This window comes from Aliidongia dinghuensis, assembly GCF_014643535.1.
Taxonomy (GTDB): Bacteria; Pseudomonadota; Alphaproteobacteria; order ATCC43930; family CGMCC-115725; genus Aliidongia; species Aliidongia dinghuensis.
In genome coordinates this window covers 46,217-63,202 of sequence record NZ_BMJQ01000020.1, presented here as the reverse complement: position 1 = coordinate 63,202, position 16,986 = coordinate 46,217, and the positions used below count along the sequence as shown (strand labels likewise).

Annotated in this window: 15 protein-coding genes; 8 read left to right on the top strand and 7 right to left on the bottom strand. The window is 64.6% G+C overall.

Features of this window, described 5'->3' with window-relative positions:
- Nucleotides 1-19: 19 nt before the first annotated feature.
- A complete protein-coding gene (locus tag IEY58_RS29030) occupies nt 20-1,129 on the top strand; it encodes an NAD(P)-dependent alcohol dehydrogenase (protein ID WP_189051668.1) in 1,110 nt (369 codons plus the stop codon).
- A gap of 132 nt (nt 1,130-1,261) precedes the next feature.
- Here IEY58_RS29030 and IEY58_RS29025 read toward each other — a convergent pair whose 3' ends face one another.
- Complete coding sequence (locus IEY58_RS29025; RefSeq protein ID WP_189051667.1) at nt 1,262-2,761, bottom strand: CoA-acylating methylmalonate-semialdehyde dehydrogenase; 1,500 nt, start codon at nt 2,759-2,761, stop codon at nt 1,262-1,264.
- 112 nt (nt 2,762-2,873) lie between these two features.
- Here IEY58_RS29025 and IEY58_RS29020 point away from each other — a divergent pair, with 112 nt between their 5' ends.
- Entirely contained in the window at nt 2,874-3,782 is a 909-nt protein-coding gene (locus tag IEY58_RS29020) for a LysR family transcriptional regulator (protein WP_189051666.1), read from the top strand.
- Between the two features lie 77 nt (nt 3,783-3,859).
- On the opposite strand, the gene IEY58_RS29015 is transcribed toward IEY58_RS29020, so the two are convergent.
- Both IEY58_RS29015 and IEY58_RS29010 read right to left on the bottom strand, forming a co-directional pair.
- Complete coding sequence (locus IEY58_RS29015; protein ID WP_189051665.1) at nt 3,860-4,819, bottom strand: SDR family NAD(P)-dependent oxidoreductase; 960 nt, start codon at nt 4,817-4,819, stop codon at nt 3,860-3,862.
- Nucleotides 4,820-4,827: 8 nt separating this feature from the next.
- Entirely contained in the window at nt 4,828-5,619 is a 792-nt protein-coding gene (locus IEY58_RS29010; protein ID WP_456057535.1) for an SDR family NAD(P)-dependent oxidoreductase, read from the bottom strand.
- 198 nt (nt 5,620-5,817) lie between these two features.
- Here IEY58_RS29010 and IEY58_RS29005 point away from each other — a divergent pair, with 198 nt between their 5' ends.
- A complete protein-coding gene (locus tag IEY58_RS29005) occupies nt 5,818-6,687 on the top strand; it encodes an AraC family transcriptional regulator (RefSeq protein ID WP_229744032.1) in 870 nt (289 codons plus the stop codon).
- Nucleotides 6,688-6,850: 163 nt separating this feature from the next.
- On the opposite strand, the gene IEY58_RS29000 is transcribed toward IEY58_RS29005, so the two are convergent.
- From IEY58_RS29000 to IEY58_RS28990, 3 genes are all read right to left on the bottom strand, one after another.
- A complete protein-coding gene (locus tag IEY58_RS29000; RefSeq protein ID WP_189051663.1) occupies nt 6,851-8,146 on the bottom strand; it encodes a M24 family metallopeptidase in 1,296 nt (431 codons plus the stop codon).
- 126 nt (nt 8,147-8,272) lie between these two features.
- Nucleotides 8,273-8,872 carry a dimethylsulfoniopropionate lyase gene (locus tag IEY58_RS28995; protein WP_189051662.1) on the bottom strand — a complete coding sequence of 200 codons (600 nt, stop codon included), beginning with the start codon at nt 8,870-8,872 and terminating at the stop codon, nt 8,273-8,275.
- 31 nt (nt 8,873-8,903) lie between these two features.
- Nucleotides 8,904-10,940, bottom strand: a complete 2,037-nt coding sequence (locus IEY58_RS28990; RefSeq protein WP_189051661.1) for an NADH:flavin oxidoreductase — start codon at nt 10,938-10,940, stop codon at nt 8,904-8,906.
- A gap of 144 nt (nt 10,941-11,084) precedes the next feature.
- On the opposite strand from IEY58_RS28990, the gene IEY58_RS28985 reads away from it, so the two are divergent.
- The 5 genes from IEY58_RS28985 (at nt 11,085) to IEY58_RS28965 (ending at nt 15,646) form a co-directional block, all read left to right on the top strand.
- Nucleotides 11,085-11,714: a TetR/AcrR family transcriptional regulator gene (locus IEY58_RS28985; protein ID WP_189051660.1), complete on the top strand. Its 630-nt coding sequence runs from the start codon at nt 11,085-11,087 to the stop codon at nt 11,712-11,714.
- 28 nt (nt 11,715-11,742) lie between these two features.
- A complete protein-coding gene (locus IEY58_RS28980; protein WP_189051659.1) occupies nt 11,743-12,537 on the top strand; it encodes a pyrroline-5-carboxylate reductase family protein in 795 nt (264 codons plus the stop codon).
- A 20-nt stretch (nt 12,538-12,557) separates the two neighbouring features.
- Nucleotides 12,558-13,628, top strand: coding sequence for an ABC transporter substrate-binding protein (locus IEY58_RS28975; protein ID WP_308422458.1), 1,071 nt, complete (start codon nt 12,558-12,560; stop codon nt 13,626-13,628).
- 94 nt (nt 13,629-13,722) lie between these two features.
- Nucleotides 13,723-14,610 carry an ABC transporter permease gene (locus IEY58_RS28970; RefSeq protein WP_189051657.1) on the top strand — a complete coding sequence of 296 codons (888 nt, stop codon included), beginning with the start codon at nt 13,723-13,725 and terminating at the stop codon, nt 14,608-14,610.
- A complete protein-coding gene (locus tag IEY58_RS28965; protein WP_189051656.1) occupies nt 14,603-15,646 on the top strand; it encodes a quaternary amine ABC transporter ATP-binding protein in 1,044 nt (347 codons plus the stop codon). The genes IEY58_RS28970 and IEY58_RS28965 overlap by 8 nt, the downstream gene beginning before the upstream one ends.
- A gap of 15 nt (nt 15,647-15,661) precedes the next feature.
- On the opposite strand, the gene IEY58_RS28960 is transcribed toward IEY58_RS28965, so the two are convergent.
- Complete coding sequence (locus tag IEY58_RS28960; RefSeq protein WP_189051655.1) at nt 15,662-16,927, bottom strand: MalY/PatB family protein; 1,266 nt, start codon at nt 16,925-16,927, stop codon at nt 15,662-15,664.
- Nucleotides 16,928-16,986: the final 59 nt, after the last annotated feature.

The window sequence follows — 16,986 nt, the reverse complement described above, 5'->3', positions numbered from 1 at the left end:
GGCGCCCAGGGGAGGTGCGATGAGGATCAAGGCAGCGGTGGCGCGTGAGCCCGGTGCTCCCTTTTCGGTCGAGCTGCTCGAGCTCGAGGAGCCGCGGCCAGGCGAGGTGCTGGTCCGCGTGGTGGCGACGGGCGTGTGTCACACGGACATGGTGATGCGCGACCAGCATCTGCCGGTGCCGCAGCCGGTCGTGCTGGGCCACGAGGGTGCCGGCATCGTCGAGCGCGTCGGTGCCGGCGTCACCAAGGTCGCGCCGGGCGACCCGGTCGTGATGAGCTTCAATTCGTGCGGCGAATGCCCGAGCTGCCAGGCGGAAGCCGAGGCCTATTGCCATGATTTCTTCGGCCGGAACTTCCTGGGCGCTCGGCCCGACGGCAGCAGCGGCCTGTCGCGCCGGGACGAGACGATCCACGGCAACATCTTCGGCCAGTCATCCTTCGCGAGCCATGCGCTCTGCCACGAGCGCAATGTCGTGCCGGTGCCGAAGGAGGCGCCGCTCGAGCTCCTGGGGCCGCTTGCCTGCGGCCTGCAGACCGGCGCCGGCGCGGTCATGAACGCGCTCAAGGTCGGGGCGGGGCAGAGCCTTGCCGTGTTCGGCCTGGGCTCGGTCGGCCTCAGCGCCGTCATGGCGGCGCGCATCGTCGGCGCTGCCCGGATCATCGCGATCGACCTGCACCCGGGCCGGCTGGATCTCGCCCAGGAACTGGGGGCGACGGACCTGATTGCCGGCGGTTCGGATGCGGCCGCCCGGATCCTCGAACTCACCGGCTGCGGCGTCGATTTCGCGATCGACGCGACCGGCGTGCCGGCCGTGATCGAGCAGGCGGTGAGCGTGCTGGCACCACGCGGCGCCTGCGGCATCGTCGGCGCGTCGCCGGCCGGCGCGCGGCTCAGTGCCGATCTCACCCATCTCCTGAGTGGCGGCCGCCATATCCGGGGCATCGTCGAGGGCGACAGCCGGCCGGACCTGTTTATTCCCTATCTGATCGAGCTCCATCGCCGCGGCGAATTTCCGTTCGACCGCCTCGTCCGCTTCTACGATTTCGACGACATCAACCAGGCAGTCGTGGATTCGGAAAGCGGCTGCACGATCAAGCCGATCGTTCGACACGGATCGCCGGTGGCCTGACGAAGTCCCTGCGCGTCAGGACCTTGGCGGGCGCCACTCCACAGAGGCGACGATCCCCCCCCTGAAAGCGACCTTTCCGCTTCCGAAATGAGACGTTCCGGGCCGCCGCGAAGCGACCCGGAACAGTGCCACCTACTTCATCGTCGGCATGACGAACTCGGCGCCGGCGCGGATGCCGGTCGGCCAGCGGCCGGTGACGGTCTTGAGCTTGGTATAGAAGCGCACGCCCTCGGGCCCGTGCATGTGATGGTCGCCGAACAGCGACGCCTTCCAGCCGCCGAAGGAGTGAAAGGCCATGGGCACGGGGATCGGCACATTGACGCCGACCATGCCGACCTGGATGCGGTGAGCGAACTCGCGCGCCGTATCGCCGTCGCGGGTGAAGATCGCGGTGCCGTTGCCGAACTCGTGCTCGTTGATCCAGCGCGCCGCGGTGGCGTAGTCCGGGGCACGGGCGACCGACAGCACCGGCCCGAAGATCTCTTCCTTGTAGATCGTCATGTCGGTCGTGACATGGTCGAACAGCGTGCCGCCGATGAAATAGCCGTCCTCGTAGCCCTGGCGGCGGAAGTCCCGACCGTCGACCAGCAGCTTGGCGCCCTCGGCAACGCCGGCATCGATGTAGCCGCGCACCTTGGCGAGATGCTGCCGAGTGACGAGCGGCCCCATCTCGGCCTCCGGGTCGGTCCCCGGGCCGATCTTGAGGGCCTGCACCTTGGGGATCAGGCGTTCGATGAGCGCGTCGGCGGTGCGCTCGCCGACCGGGACCGCGACCGAAACCGCCATGCAGCGCTCGCCGGCCGAGCCGTAGGCGGCGCCCATCAGCGCGTCGACCGCCTGGTCGAGGTCGGCGTCGGGCATGACCACCATATGGTTCTTGGCGCCGCCCAGCGCCTGGCAGCGCTTGCCGGTGCGGGCCGCGGTCTCGTAGATGTAGCGGGCGATCGGCGTCGATCCGACGAAGCTCACCGCGGCGATGCCGGGGTCGATCAGCAAGGCGTCGACCGCTTCCTTGTCGCCCTGGACGACACTGAACACGCCGTCCGGCAGGCCCGCTTCCTTCAGCCATTCGGCCAGCAGCAGGCTCGCGGACGGATCGCGCTCGGACGGCTTCAGGATGAAGCAGTTGCCTGAGGCGAGCGCCACCGGGAACATCCACATCGGCACCATGGCCGGGAAATTGAACGGCGTGATGCCGGCCACGACGCCGAGCGGCTGGCGCACGCCGTAGCTGTCGACGGCGGTGCCGACATCCGCGGTGTATTCGCCCTTGAGCAGCTGCGGCGCCGCGGTCGCGAACTCGACCACTTCCATGCCGCGCTGGATCTCGCCCTTGGCGTCGCTCAAGACCTTGCCGTGCTCGGCCGTGATGACGGCGGCCAGCTCGTCCGTCCGGCTTTCGAGGATATGGAGAAAGCGGTTGAGGATGCGGGCGCGGCGCAGCGGCGTCGTGTCGGCCCAGGCGGGGAATGCCTGCCGGGCAATGGCGACTGCTTCGCGCACCTCGTCCGCACTGGCGAGCGACAGGCTGCCCGTCTCTTCGCCGGTCGCCGGGTTGAACACGCTCGACGTCCGCACGCGTCGGCCCGCGACCCGGCGCCCGCCGATGAAGTGGTGGATCTCTTGAGACATCCCATTCCTCCCTGCTACGCGGCATTACGCCTGCCGTGGCCGATCTTCTTGCTTGATAAAATGCGCATCAATGCCGAGTATTCAGCAATAGATGTGCGGAAATTGATGTCATATGGATTGGGATCACCTGCGGGTCTTCCTGGCGGTCGCGCGGGACGGCCAATTGCTGTCGGCGGCGCGCAAGCTCGGCCTCAACCATGCGACGGTGGCGCGCCGCCTCGATGCGCTCGAGGCGAGCCTCGGCACGGCGCTGTTCGTCCGGCGGCCGGCGGGATCGGTGCTGACCCAGGCGGGCGAGCAGCTGCTGCCCGTCGCCGAGCGGGTCGAGGCGGAGGTCCTGGTGGCGTTCGAGGGCTTGCGCGCCGACGAGGCCGACGTCTCCGGTACCGTGCGCATCGGCGCGCCCGATGGGCTCGGCAATCGGTTTCTGGCGCGGGAATTGGGCGTGCTCGCGGCCCGCCACCCGGGCCTGACGATCGAGCTCGTGCCGCTGCCGCGCGCCTTCTCGCTATCGCGGCGGGAGGCCGACATCGCGATCGTGCTGGATCGCCCGAGCCATGGCCGGCTGATCGTCTCGAAGCTGCTCGACTACAGTCTCGGCGTCTATGCGTCGCGCCGGTATCTCGAGCGGGCCGGGGCGCCACGGTCGAAGGAGGAACTGGCCGGCCACGTCGTCGTGACCGGGGTCGAAGACTTCGCCTATGCGGCCGCGCTCGACTATGCGACGGCGCTCGAAGTGCCCGGCGCCAGCCTGTTCCGCTGCGCCAGCGTCATGGGGCAGCTGGAGGCGATCCGCTCGGGCGTCGGCCTCGGCGTGCTGCACGACTTCACGACGGTGGATCAGCCGGACCTCGTCCGCATCATGCCGGACGTGGCGTTCGTGCGGACATACTGGATGCTGTCGCACCCGGACACGCATGCGGTGAAGCGCGTCGCGACCTGCCGGGCCTTCCTTACCCGGCGCTTTGCCGAGGAACGGGAACGGTTCCTACCGTTCGGACCCGCGGGGGCCGGCGTCTGAGCCGCATCAATAAGCGGCGTGCATCGGATCGAGTGCCACGCCGGCCGTGTCCCTCTGCGCCGTGGATGTTCCGCCGCTCATGCCGTTTCGGCGCGTGAGGCTCGAACCGACGACAGCAAAGCGCGCGTCTCCGCGACGACGCGGTCTTGGAACTTCGGGTCGCACACGCGCGCGGAGCCAGACATCGGATGACCGCCCTCGTCGTAATAGACGCCGGTCTGCTTGGAGCCATCGATCATTATTTTGGTAATCACACGCGCAGCTCGCTCCGGGGTGCTCAAGACCTTGATGAAGGGTATGAGCAGCGGCACGAGCGCTGGGATGATGTATTTCGACAGAATGCGCACGAAGACGCCGACGTCGCGCGCGAGAGCGGTGGTCGGATTGACGCCCGGCTCGACCGCGTTGAAGCGCAGACGCGGCGTCTCGCGGGCGAAGGCCATCGCCGCGGCGAGGACGGCTTGCTTGGACGTTGCGTAGGCGTCGAAGCCCGGCCGCTTGGCGCCGCCGGGTTTCCATTCGCCGCGCGCGCTCGCCTCGGCGGAGATATAGCGACCACCCCGAAAACCCGCGGCCACAGCCGGCTTGCGCTCCGGGTCTTCCACTGCGGACGCGACGAAGACGACATGAGCGCCGTCAGGGAGATGCGGCGCGAGCGCCTCGGTCAGCGCGAACGGGCCGAGGTGGTTCGTTGCGAACGACATATCCCAGCCCAGCGCATTCCTCGTCGGGCGCATCTGCATTATGCCCGCATTGTTGAGCAAGCCGGCGATCGGCAGATCGAGCGCGATGATCTCTGAGGCCGCACGCCGAACGCTGGCGATATCCGACAGATCGCACACGATCGACACCGCGCTCCGCCCGCTTTGCTCGATCGTCTTCTGGACGTCGTCGAGCCTCTGGCGGTCGCGGCTGACCAGCACGATCGTGCCATGCTTGGCCAGTTCCAGGGCCGTCGCCCGGCCGATGCCCGAGGTCGGGCCGGTGACGATGTACGCCTTGCGATCGGCGGGGGCTTGCGTGGCGGCTTCTGACATGAAGCCCCCTAGATCTGTATGCCGCCCGCGACTTCGATCCGCTGGGCGTTGACCCAGCCGAAGTCGTCTGACAGCAGCGCCGCGATCACCGGCCCGACATCCTCCGGCAGGCCGGCGCGGCCGAGCGCCGTATGGTCGGCGATCCGCTTGTTGACCTGCGGATTGTCCCGAACGATGCCGCCGCTGAAATCCGTGGCGATTGCGCCAGGCGCAACGACGTTGGCGGTGATCCGGCGCGGCCCCAATTCGAGGGCCATATACCGGGTCAGCGCTTCGACGGCCGCCTTCATCGGTCCGTATCCGATGCGATTGGGCGAGGCGATGCGGGCCAGGCCTGAGGAAATATTCACGATGCGGCCGCCGTCGTTCATGAGAGGCAGCAGCTTTTGCGTCAGGAACAGCACGCCCTTGAAATGGACGCTGTAGAGCGCGTCCATCTCCGGCTCGGTTATCGACTCCAAGCTCGCGTTCGATGATGTGCCGGCATTGTTGACGAGATAATCGAAACGCCGGGCGCCCATTTCGGCGAGGGCTTCCCGAACCTGCCCGGCAAAGCCGTCGAACATGGTCGTATTGCCCGTGTCGAGCTGCAAGGCGATCGCCCGCGCGCCCGCGTCCGCGGCAAGCGCTACGACCTTATCGGCTTCTGCCCGATTGGAGTGGTAGGTGAATATCGAGGAGGCCCCGCGCTTGGCGAGGCAGAGGACCGTGTTGCGACCAATCCCCCGGCTGCCGCCGGTGACGATCGCGATCTTACTATTTGACATAATTACACTTTCCGCGAAGAGTTGGCATTTCAAAGCTGCCTGCTTCGGTTGATTATGCTGACCGAAGGCCAGGGAGCGGAATGCCGGAACTCTCCATTTTCTTGCCTGATCCTGTTCGACGAGATATTTTCCCTCGTTGTTTCAGTGTGAAAGGAACGGTCGAACGTGCCCGGTCAGTTGGCGGAAGCACTCCTGCGCTACACCGATAGTCAGTCCGGTGAGAGTCCGTTCATGACGGCCATCGATGGGCTGGCCGTGATGCGGTCGGATCACCCGAAGCCGCCGAGCCACATGATCTCCAGGCCGGCCATGTGCATCGTGGCGCAAGGTGCCAAATGGGCGACGTTCGGCGGCAACCGCCTCGAGTACAGGGCGGGGCAGGCGCTCGTGGTCGGCGTTGAGACACCCTCGATCGGCCGGGTCGTCGAAGCGAACCCCGACGAGCCCTGTCTTGTCCTCGCGATCGAGTTGGATCTCGCGATCATGCGGAGCGTCGCAGAGGGGCTGGATGCGCCGCCGAAGGTGAGTGGGGAGCCCGGCCGCGGCGTCTTCGTCACGGACTTTCAGGGCCCGCTGGCCGACTGCGCGCTGCGCCTGGTCCGCCTGCTTGATACGCCGGGCGCGATACCGACGCTCTATCCCATCATCATGCGTGAGATTTGCTATTGGCTTCTGACCGGCCCTCACGGCGGCGATGTCGCCAGGATGGCGCTGGCGAACAGCCCATCGCAGCGCGTGATCAGCGCCATGCACAGCTTGCGATGCCGCTTCAGGGAAACCGTTCGGATCGATGAGTTGGCCGCGATCGCCCGGCTGAGCACCTCCGCCTTCCATCGTCAGTTCAAAGCGCTGACGTCGCTGACGCCACTGCAATATCAGAAGCAACTTCGCCTGCTCGAGGCACGCCGCTTAATGGTCTCCCGTGCGTTCAACGTCGAAGCGGCTGCTTTCGAGGTCGGCTACGAAAGCCCCTCGCAGTTCAGCCGAGAATACGCCCGCATGTTTGGCGCACCGCCAAAGCGTGACGTGACGCAAATGCAGACCATCTTCCGGCAAGGCCGCGCTGCCGAGAGCGTGGAATTGATCGCTGGACGGGCGTAAGGAGTTCCGGTCGGAGAGCGACGATTCGTCCTGATTGCTCCGACTTTGCCAATCGAATGCCAAAGCCCAGGCGATCCTCGCCAGATCGCCGGAGCCTGCCTTCCGTTCCGGGTTGTGCCCTTGTCGATCACTTGGCCCACCCGGCTCGGCTCTCGACTACGGATCACGTTGCGAGCGCGTCGATCAGCGGCGTTTTCGAAAGGACGCGCGCACCCTCGGCGCCGATCACGACCTGCTGTTCGAGCTTGATCCCGTCCGGGCCGCCGACCTCGCCGAGATAGCTTTCGACGGAGACGACCATGTTCTCCGCGAACACGCCGTCGTAGCCCCAGTCCTGCCAGTCGGCGACATAGGCGATGGACGGGTATTCATCGACGAAGCCGCAGCCGTGCAGCATCATCATGTAGCGGTTCGGCACGTATTCATCCGGCACTGACCAGGATTTCTCCGCGAACTCGCGGAACGTCAGGCCCGGACGCAGCAGCTCCATGTTGAACAGGACCTGCTCAGTCGCGAGATCATAGAGCCGCTTCTGCCGATCGCTCGGCTTGCGGTCCGGGCAGATCCAGCTGCGGGAGATATCGGCGAGATAGCCGAAGGGGCCGACGAGATCCGTGTCGAAGCCCACGATGTCGCCCGCCTCGATCACCCGATTGCCGGATTCCTGGAACCAGGGATTGGTGCGCGGCCCGGAGGCGAGCAGGCGGCATTCGATCCATTCGCCGCCGTGCGCGATATTCGTCTCGTGCAGCAGTGACCAGAGCTGGTTTTCGGTGATGCCGGGCACCAGCGCCTGCCGCATGCGGCCGACGGCGAGGTCGCAGACCTCGATCGCGGACTGCACGCAGGCGATCTCTTCTGCCGATTTCACCATGCGCGCCTGCTCGACCGCTTCCTGCACATCGAACAGCTGCACGCCATGGCTCTGCAACCGCATGGCGCCCAGCGGATCGCAGCGGTCGACGGCAAGGCGGCGGTTGCTGCCGCCATACTGGCGAAGCAGGCTGTCGATCTCATCGGCCCAGAGATGGGCCTTTTCCTCCGTGCGGGCCCCCGCGAGAAAATAGATCCAGGGCGTGCAGGGCCGCACCTCGTCCACGATCGGTGAGCCATCCGTGACGTGGCGCGAGGAGGTGAATTCGAACAGGATCACCGGCCCGTCGGTCGCGACGAAGGCGTAGCGGCTGGGGGCGTGCGCGGTCCAGACCGCCATGTTGCGCGTGCCGGTCGCATAACGCAGGTTCATCGGGTCGAAGAGGACGGCGCCGGCATAGTCGCGCTTGCGCAACTCGGCGCGCAGCCGTTGCAGCCGATAGCGGAGCAGGGCGGTCTGATCGATCTTTTCCATGCGGGCCAGGATGCCGGGATCGATCGGCACCGCCTGGCGCGGGGCCGTGTCCTGCATCGGCACGGCCATGTTCAGCAGTCGGCTGGTATGACGGGGCGTTTCCTCAAGCATGGCGGCACTTCCGGAATGGGTGATGGAACAGCGGCTGGGTGTGGTGCAGGCGTTCCAGCCGGAGATGGCTGTGGATCACGCGGTCGTTCCCCGCATCGCGGGCCGGCGGCCGCCATTCGATGATCGTCAAGCCGGGCTGCCGGCCCACAGCGCCCAGAATGCAAACAAGGGGCGATCGCCCGATCGCATCGCGTGTCTGATGCCTGGCGGGTTGAAGAACGAGCCGCCGATACCCGGCGCAAACCACGAGCTGTCGCCGTGCCGGAATTCGCCCTCCGACAAGACGAGATAGGTCTCTTCCGGCGCATGATCGTGATCGGGGTAGCGAACGCAGGGCGCCATGAGCGTCACGCCCAGCCAGGCATCCCGGCGATCCTCGAGCCCCCCGGGCCCAAGGATCATCGCGTTCCCATGTCCGTCGGGAAAATTTTCGCTCGCGGTCGCATTCGAGGCTCGCCGGCGCCATCGCAGCGACGGCTCGACGGCTCTGAATGCCGCGACGAGGTCCAGCAGAACGGGATTGGAGGTGCGTACCTCAAGGGCTTGATCAAGGTAGGAGCAAACAGGGAGGCGCCCTTCTTGGCCTGTAGCCTCGGCAGCCGGCGTTTCGAGCGCCGAGAAGATGTTCGCGATCGAGCGGCGGGAGGCAGGGGCTCCGGCGCAGAGATCAAACCCATTGAACGCCGCATCGACGAGCCGTTGCAGGCCCTCGCTTCGATGGATCATGGCACGATTCCCGAGTTCAGGAGCGGGGCGGCTAGATGTCCTTCAACAGGCGCAGCGCGTCGTAGATCGCGGCATGCGTGTTTCGAGCGGCGACCGCGTCGCCGATGCGGAACAGCTGGAACTTGCCATCCGGGTTGCGCACGACGGACTGCGCCTCGCCGGCGATGAGATGATCGTGCGACAGCTCCCCGAGGTTGCTCGAAGCCGGCTTCAGGTCGAAGTAGAGCTCGTCCAGCGGTATGGTGCCGTGGTTGATGACCACCTGGTCCACAAGCCGTTGTTTTGCGACACCGCCGTAGTCGCTGCCGACATGGGCGATCAGCTGGTTGCCGTTCTTTTCGACGGCGCCGAGCCGGAAGGTGACGGTGAAGGTCACATCGAGCTTCTGCAGGGAACGCATGTAGGGGACGAGATTCATCGCCATGACTTCCGGCGCAAACGACCGGTCAGGCGTCATGATTTCAACTCTCGAACCTGCGTTGGCGATGACCTCGGCCGCCTGGAGGCCGGCATGGTCCCCGGCATCGTCGAAAATGAGCACGTTGCTGCCCGGCTTCACATCGCCGGAAATGATGTCCCAGGAGGAGACAACGAGGTCATTCCCCTGCGTCAGGACCTCGGTATGGGGAAGCCCGCCCGTAGCCACGATCACGACGTCCGGGTTCTCCGCCTGGACGGTCGCGGCATCCGCCCAGGTGTTGAAACGGAAGGCGACGCCGAGCTTCTCGCACTGGCCCATGCGCCAGTCGATGATGCTGATCATCTCCCGACGCCGATGATTTTGGGCGGTAAGGCGGATTTGGCCGCCCGGGTTGGCCGCCGCCTCGAAAACGACGACCTCGTGGCCGCGCTCGCCCGCGACGCGCGCGGCCTCGAGGCCGGCGGGGCCAGCGCCGACGATCACGACCTTCTTGCGCACGTCCGCCTTCGGGATCGTGTGCGGCATGGTGAGTTCGCGGCCGGTCGCGGCGTTGTGGATGCAATAGGCCGAGCCGCCCTGGTAGATGCGGTCGAGGCAATAGTTCGCCCCGACGCAGGGCCGAATGTCATCCTCGCGCTTTTCGATGATCTTCCGGACGATGTGCGGGTCGGTCATATGGGCGCGCGTCATGCCCACCATGTCGACTTTGCCGGCGGCGATCGCATGGCGCGCTGTCGCGACATCCGGGATCTTGGCGGCATGGAAAGTCGGGAAGTTGGTGGCGGCGCGAATTTCGCCGGCGAAGTCGAGATGCGGCGAATTGGCCATGCCCTGGATCGGAATGACATCCGTCAGGCCGGCATCCGTATCGATGTGCCCCCGGACGACATTCAGGAAGTCGACGAGGCCGCTCGCCTTGAGGCGCTTCGAGATTTCGATGCCGTCCTCTTTGGTGAGGCCGCCCTCCAGGGTCTCATCGCCCGTATAGCGGACGCCCACGATGTAGTCGGGGCCGACACGCCGGCGGATTTCCTTCAGCACGTCGAAGGTGAAGCGCAGCCGGTTATCGAGAGAGCCGCCGTAAGGGCCATCGAGCTCGTTCGTCAGCGGAGACCAGAACTGGTCCATCAGATGGCCGTAGGCCTGCAGCTCGATGCCGTCCATGCCGCCGGCTTTCATGCGCTCGGCCGCATCGGCATAGTCCTTGATGATCCGCTCGATATCCCAGTCTTCCAGCTTCTTCGGGAAAGAGCGGTGGGCGGCCTCCCGGTTATGGGAGGGCGAGACGACCGGAAGCCAGAACGCCTTGTCCCAGCGTGTCCGGCGGCCGAGATGCGTGAGCTGGATCATCACCGCCGCACCCTGCTCGTGCACGGCGTCCGTCAGATCCTTGATCCAGGGAACAACCTCGTCCTTGTAGACGAGCAGGTTGTTGAACACCGGAGGGCTGTCCTTCGAAACGGCGGCCGAGCCCGCCGTCATCGTCATTGCGACGCCGCCCTTGGCCCTCTCCACATGGTAGGCCCGATAGCGCGCCTTGGGCATGCCGTCCTCGGGATAGGCCGGCTCATGCGAGGTCACGATGATGCGGTTGCGCAGCGTCAGGTGCTTGAGTTGGAAAGGCTGCAGAAGGGGGTCGTTCGACATCGGCCGGATTCCAAGCGGGGGATTTTCTCTGATGGTTAATCGAAAATGTACACACGTGTCAATGTCAACGACATGTGCGTACTACTAAAGTACATGTGTGTACATTTTTCTGGTGCAGACATTCGTAATCTGGTAGGAGAGCCTATGGAACAAGCATTGAACGATAGCGGTTGGCGCGGCTCGCCAGAGGTCTGGCTCGAGGCCGCCTACGAGTCGCTACTCGAATCCGGCGTTGAAGCCGTGAAAATTCAGCCACTCGCCAAGAAGCTGAATCTGTCGCGCACCAGTTTCTACTGGTTCTTCGAGGATAGAGAGGCGCTTCTCCAAGCGCTGATCACGCGCTGGCGAGAAAAGAATACGGGAAATATCGTCAAGCAAACGGAGGCCTATGCCGAGACCATCGCGGAGGCGATGCTCAATTTGTTCGATTGCTGGCTCGATCGGAGATTATTCGATTCCCCGCTGGAGTTCGCGGTGCGGAGCTGGGCGCTGCAGTCTCAAGACATCCTGTCCGAAGTACAGCAGGCGGACCGTATAAGGCTCGATGCCTTGACCAAGATGTTCGTGCGCTTTGGCCAAAATGCTGTGTCGGCCGATGCCCGCGCACGCACGACCTATCTTATCCAGATCGGCTACATCACGATGCAGGCCAAGGAAGATATCGCGGTCCGCATGAAGCGGATTCCGGAATATGTCGCGATTTTTACGGGCCAGGCGCCGCAGCAAAGAGAGCTGGATCGCTTCTTTGCGAGACACGGCTATTCGCCGCAGTGACGAGGATTGAGTGACGAGGATTCCGGCGATGAACGGCGCATTGCGGATCGGCGTGATCGGTGGAGGCGGATGGCTCGGCGGTGCCATCGTCCGGTCGATCCTCAATGCAAAACTCACGTCGCCGCAACAGCTTACGCTGTCCTATCGGCGAGATCCGCCGGCGCGTTTCCCAGGCGCCGTCTGGACAGGGGACAATCAGGAGCTTGTCGACCGCTCGGACGTGGTCATCGTTTCGGTGCGCCCGGCCGACTGGCCGGCCCTGGCCGTCGTTGCCGGCGATAGGCTCGTCATATCCGTCATGGCCGGCATCCGGCTCGGGCAATTGTCCGAGCAATTCAAGGCGAACCGTGTCGTTCGCGCCTTGCCGAACGCGGCAGCCGAAGTCGGAAAATCCTATACGCCGTGGGTTGCTTCGGTTGGCGTGAGCGGCCACGACCGCTCCATCGTGCGCAGCATCTTCGACGCTTGCGGGACCGAGGATGAGGTCGTGAATGAGGCTGATCTCGACTATCTGACCGGACTCACCGGTTCGGGCCCCGCGTTTCCGGCTCTCCTTGCCGCAGCCATGATCGAAGATGCCGTCGCGCACGGCATCAGCCCCGATGTCGCCCGGCGAGGCGTCACCGCCATCGTGATCGGGGCCGGGCATCTCTTCGAGCAAATCGGCGAGGAGCCCGCCGAAACGGTCGGCCGCTTTGTCGACTACAGGGGAACGACCGCGGCCGCCATTGAAGCGATGCGAACCGGCGGCTTCGACGCGGCTGTGTCCGCAGGCCTTGCCGCGGCACTCAAGAAATCGGTGGTTTTGGGGCACAGCTCCTGACCGACCGCTCGAAGCTGGCAATGGCGGTGCCCAGCCCAAGCAGAATATGCCGCCCAACAGGGAGAGTTAGCCCAACAGGGAGAGTTAGAATGAAGCGACTAATTGCGTCGACTTGTCTGGCGTCCGCATTCCTGGTCGGTACATCCGCCGCTCATGCCGCTGACTGTGGTCACGTCACAATCGCCAGCATGAATTGGCAAAGTGCCGAAGTCCTGTCGGCCATCGACAAGTTCGTCCTCAGCAACGGCTACGGCTGCGATGCCGAAGTCACCATCGGCGATACCGTGCCGACGATTACCTCCATGGCCGAGAAGGGCCAGCCTGATGTCGCACCCGAGGCTTGGATCGACCTGCTGCCGGACGTCGTCAAGCACGGCATGGACGAAGGCAAGCTGGTCACGGCCGCGACAGCCCTGCCTGACGGCGGTGTCCAAGGCTGGTGGATCCCCAAATATGTCGCCGACGCACATCCGGATCTGAAGACGATCGGCGACGTGCTGAAGCACCCGGAGCTTTTCCCGGATCCCGAACACGCCGGCAAGGGCGCCATCTTCAACGGCCCGCAGGGCTGGGGCGGGACCGTGGTGACGGCACAATTGTACAAGGCCTTCGCCGCCGAGAACGCCGGCTTCGACCTGGTCGATACGGGCTCCGCCGCCGGCCTCGACGGCTCCATTGCGAAGGCCTACGAACGCAAGCAGGCCTGGGTCGGATACTACTGGTCGCCGACGGCACTGCTCGGCAAATATCCGATGGTGAAACTTGACGCCGGCGTGCCCCACGACGCTGCCGAGTGGAAGCGCTGCAACACCGTCGCCAGCTGCCCGGATCCGAAGCCGAATGCCTGGCCCGTCGACCATGTCTATACGCTGGTTTCCAAGACCTTCTCGGAGCGCGTCAACCCGTCGGTCATGGACTACCTGAAGAAGCGGGCCTGGAGCAATGCCACCGTCAACGCGCTGATGTCCTGGATGACGGACAATCAGGCGAGCGGCGAAGAAGGTGCCAAACACTTCTTCAAGGAAAATCCCGACATCTGGGCGAAATGGGTTTCCCCGGACGCGGCAAAGAAGATCAAAGCGGCACTCTGACCCAATCCAAGTCGCGGCGCGCCGGAAACGCGCCGCGACAGCAAAAAAATAAAATAATTGCGGATGGGTCGGCTTCTCTCAACAGGGGCGCGGCATGGACTGGTTTTTCAAGTTTCCGCATATGGACGACGACGCTCTTCGCAATCTGAAGAAGATGATCGACGCAGGGTTCCGCGCGTTCACGCGCGCAAATGGCGATGCAATCGACGGCTTCTTTTCGCCATTGCAGAAGTTCCTGATACTGGCCGACCAGTTCATGACGCAGACGCCCTGGCCGATCATTACGCTCATCATCCTCGCGATCGCGTGGCTGGCGAGCCGAAGCCTGAAGGTGGTGCTGGGGTGCCTCATCACGTTGCTGACCATCGGCTTCTTCGACATGTGGGACGACACGATGCGGACGATCTCGATGATCTTCGTCTGCACCGTGCTGTCGATCGTGTTGGGCCTGCCGATCGGCATCCTGATGTCCCGGTCCGACCGCTTTCAGAAGCTCGTCAATCCGATCCTCGACGTCATGCAGACCATGCCGAGCTTCGTCTATCTGATACCGGTCGTCATGCTGCTCGGCATCGGCAAGGTCCCAGGCCTGATCGCCGTCGTGATCTATGCCGTGCCGCCGATGATCCGGTTGACGAACCTCGGCATCCGTCTGGTCGACAGAGACATCCTCGAGGCTTCCGACGCCTTTGGCTCCTCGAGCTGGCAGAAGCTTCTGAACGTCCAGCTGCCGCTCGCCCTGCCCACGATCATGGCGGGGATCAACCAGACGATCATGATGGCGCTCGCGATGGTCGTGGTTGCCTCGATGATCGGCGTCCAGGGACTGGGACAACCGGTGCTGAAGGCCATCGCCAACCAGTACTTCACGCTCGGTGTCTTCAACGGCCTCGCCATCGTCGGCATCGCCATCATCTTCGATCGCGTGAGCCAGGCCTACGGCCGCCGGCTCCAGAAGCACCGGGAGGTCGTCCATGGTTGACGGACGCACTAATCACCATGGTATCGAGATCAGGCATCTCTCGAAGATCTTCGGGCCCGACGCCCGGGGCATGGTGGCACTCGCCGAGCAGGGCATGTCGAAAACTGAGATGCTCCAGCGCCATGGCCACGTGCTTGGCCTGCGCAACATCAACATCTCCATGGCGGCGGGGGACATTCAGGTCATCATGGGCCTGTCCGGCTCGGGCAAGTCGACACTGATCCGCCATATCAATCGGCTCATCGACCCGACGGCCGGCGAGGTCCTGATCGGCGGGGAGGATGTCGTGAAGATGGGGCCGCGCGAGTTGCGCGAGTTCCGCCGCCACAAGACGGCCATGGTGTTCCAGAAGTTTGCGCTGCTGCCCCACCGCAATGTGCTGGACAACGCCGTCTACGGCCTCGAAATGCAGGGCGTGCCGCGCGCCAAGCAGGTCGAGGCGGCCATGCACTGGATCGAGCGGGTCGGCCTCACCGGCTTCGAGCGCAGCTATCCGAACCAGCTGTCCGGCGGCATGCAGCAGCGCGTCGGCCTGGCGCGGGCTCTCGCCAACGATGCGCCGATCCTGTTGATGGACGAGGCCTTCTCGGCGCTCGATCCGTTGATCCGCATGGACATGCAGCAGGTTCTCCTCGGCCTCCAGAAGGAGATCAGGAAGACCATCGTCTTCATCACGCACGACCTCGACGAGGCGCTGAGGCTCGGGGACAAGATCGCCATCCTGCGCGACGGCGAGGTCATCCAGCAGGGCACCAGCCAGGACATCGTCCTGAACCCGGCCGACGACTATATCGCCAACTTCGTCAAGGAGGTGAACCGCGGCCGCGTCATCCGCGTCGATGCCGTCATGTCGCCGGTTGAGCCCGGCTACCGGCCCAACGGCGCGAGTATCGCATGCGGCACGACGCTCGAGGACGCCATCCGTGTGGCAGCCTACGAGCCCGTCACGGACGTAGCGGTCGTCAGCCCGTCAGGCGAAGCCGTGGGGACCGTCAATCTGCGCCAGCTTGCCGGCGCCGTCGTCACGCGGCCTTGAGGGTGCAGCCGACGGTCAAGCCATGTCGAGCACGCTTCGGTCGAGCCGCAGGGGTGCCAACGGTTCATCGGTCGGCTCTTCGGGAGAGCCGGTATATTTCGACGCGACCGCCGTGCAGATCCTGTCGAGCGCAACTTTCAGCTCGGCGCGAGGACAGGCCAGATTGAGGCGAACCATGCCTTCGCCATTCTCGATGAACATCTCGCCGCCTTCGAGGATCACGCCGGCCTCGTCGAGGAAAAGGCGCGTGAGATTTATTTCAGCCGGGAAGTAGGCGGACAGATCGACCCAGGCGAGATAGGTCGCTCCCGGAATCCGGAAACGGGCGCGGGGCAGGCGCTCGGCCAGGACCCGCGAGAGCAGCGAGAAGTTTTCGTCGAGATAGAGACGCAGCTGATCGAGCCATTCGCCGCCGCCGCGATAGGCGCCGGTCGCGGCAGCAAGCCCCATCGGACTGACCAGGGGATAGTGGCGCTTGCGCCAAATCGCGCGCAGATCGGGGTCAGGAATGATGATCGTTGCCATCATCATTCCCGCGAGATTGAACGTCTTGCTCGCGGCCATGCAGGTAACGATCCCCTTCGCGCCCGGGAAAAGCTTCGCGATCGGCACATGGCGCAGCCCGCTGCGCAGCAGATCACAATGGATCTCGTCCGAAACGATCAAGACATCGTTGGCGAGGCAGATCTCGCCCATTCGCCGCAGTTCGTCCTCGCCCCAGATGCGGCCGGTCGGGTTGTGCGGATGGCACAGGAAGAACAGGCGTACCTTGGGATCGCGAGCCTTCGCCTCGAAATCCGCGAAATCGACGCGGACGTCGACCCCGTCCCTCAAGAGCTTCGAGGTCACGAACTCACGCCCGTGATGGTCGGCCGCGCGTCTGAAATAGCCGTAGGCGGGGGTGAGGGTTAGCACTTTCTCGTCGGGCGCACAGGCGCAATCGATGAGGTCGAACAGCGCTGGAATCACCCCGAGCGACAGCTCCATCTCTTCGCGCCTGATGACCCAGTCATAGCGCCGGGCGCACCATGCGCCGAACGCATTGAAGAGCGCATCGTCGAAATTCATCGTGTAGCCGAAGATCGGATGCTCCAGCCGCGCGGCCATCGCCTCTATCGCCGAAGGCGGGGCGGCGAACTGCATGTCGGCGACCCACATGGAGACGAGATCTTCGCGAACCTCGCTCGGCGCATCCGCGCCGAACAGGTAAGCCTGATAGCCCTCGATAGCCAGGGCATTCGTCGTGCGTCGATCGATCTTGCGATCGAAATCATGGACCATTGGTTGCCGCCCTCTGCCTGATGCGTTGTGCCGTTAGGCACCAAAGAAGCGGCTGGTAT

Bases quoted from the DNA above. Each gene is read 5' to 3' on its own strand.
- IEY58_RS29030 (WP_189051668.1), top strand. From the start codon at position 20: ATGAGGATCAAGGCAGCGGTGGCGCGTGAGCCCGGTGCTCCCTTTTCG.
- IEY58_RS29025 (WP_189051667.1), bottom strand. From the start codon at position 2,761: ATGTCTCAAGAGATCCACCACTTCATCGGCGGGCGCCGGGTCGCGGGC.
- IEY58_RS29020 (WP_189051666.1), top strand. From the start codon at position 2,874: ATGGATTGGGATCACCTGCGGGTCTTCCTGGCGGTCGCGCGGGACGGC.
- IEY58_RS29015 (WP_189051665.1), bottom strand. From the start codon at position 4,819: ATGTCAGAAGCCGCCACGCAAGCCCCCGCCGATCGCAAGGCGTACATC.
- IEY58_RS29005 (WP_229744032.1), top strand. From the start codon at position 5,818: ATGACGGCCATCGATGGGCTGGCCGTGATGCGGTCGGATCACCCGAAG.
- IEY58_RS29000 (WP_189051663.1), bottom strand. From the start codon at position 8,146: ATGCTTGAGGAAACGCCCCGTCATACCAGCCGACTGCTGAACATGGCC.
- IEY58_RS28995 (WP_189051662.1), bottom strand. From the start codon at position 8,872: ATGATCCATCGAAGCGAGGGCCTGCAACGGCTCGTCGATGCGGCGTTC.
- IEY58_RS28990 (WP_189051661.1), bottom strand. From the start codon at position 10,940: ATGTCGAACGACCCCCTTCTGCAGCCTTTCCAACTCAAGCACCTGACG.
- IEY58_RS28985 (WP_189051660.1), top strand. From the start codon at position 11,085: ATGGAACAAGCATTGAACGATAGCGGTTGGCGCGGCTCGCCAGAGGTC.
- IEY58_RS28980 (WP_189051659.1), top strand. From the start codon at position 11,743: ATGAACGGCGCATTGCGGATCGGCGTGATCGGTGGAGGCGGATGGCTC.
- IEY58_RS28975 (WP_308422458.1), top strand. From the start codon at position 12,558: ATGGCGGTGCCCAGCCCAAGCAGAATATGCCGCCCAACAGGGAGAGTT.
- IEY58_RS28970 (WP_189051657.1), top strand. From the start codon at position 13,723: ATGGACTGGTTTTTCAAGTTTCCGCATATGGACGACGACGCTCTTCGC.
- IEY58_RS28965 (WP_189051656.1), top strand. From the start codon at position 14,603: ATGGTTGACGGACGCACTAATCACCATGGTATCGAGATCAGGCATCTC.
- IEY58_RS28960 (WP_189051655.1), bottom strand. From the start codon at position 16,927: ATGGTCCATGATTTCGATCGCAAGATCGATCGACGCACGACGAATGCC.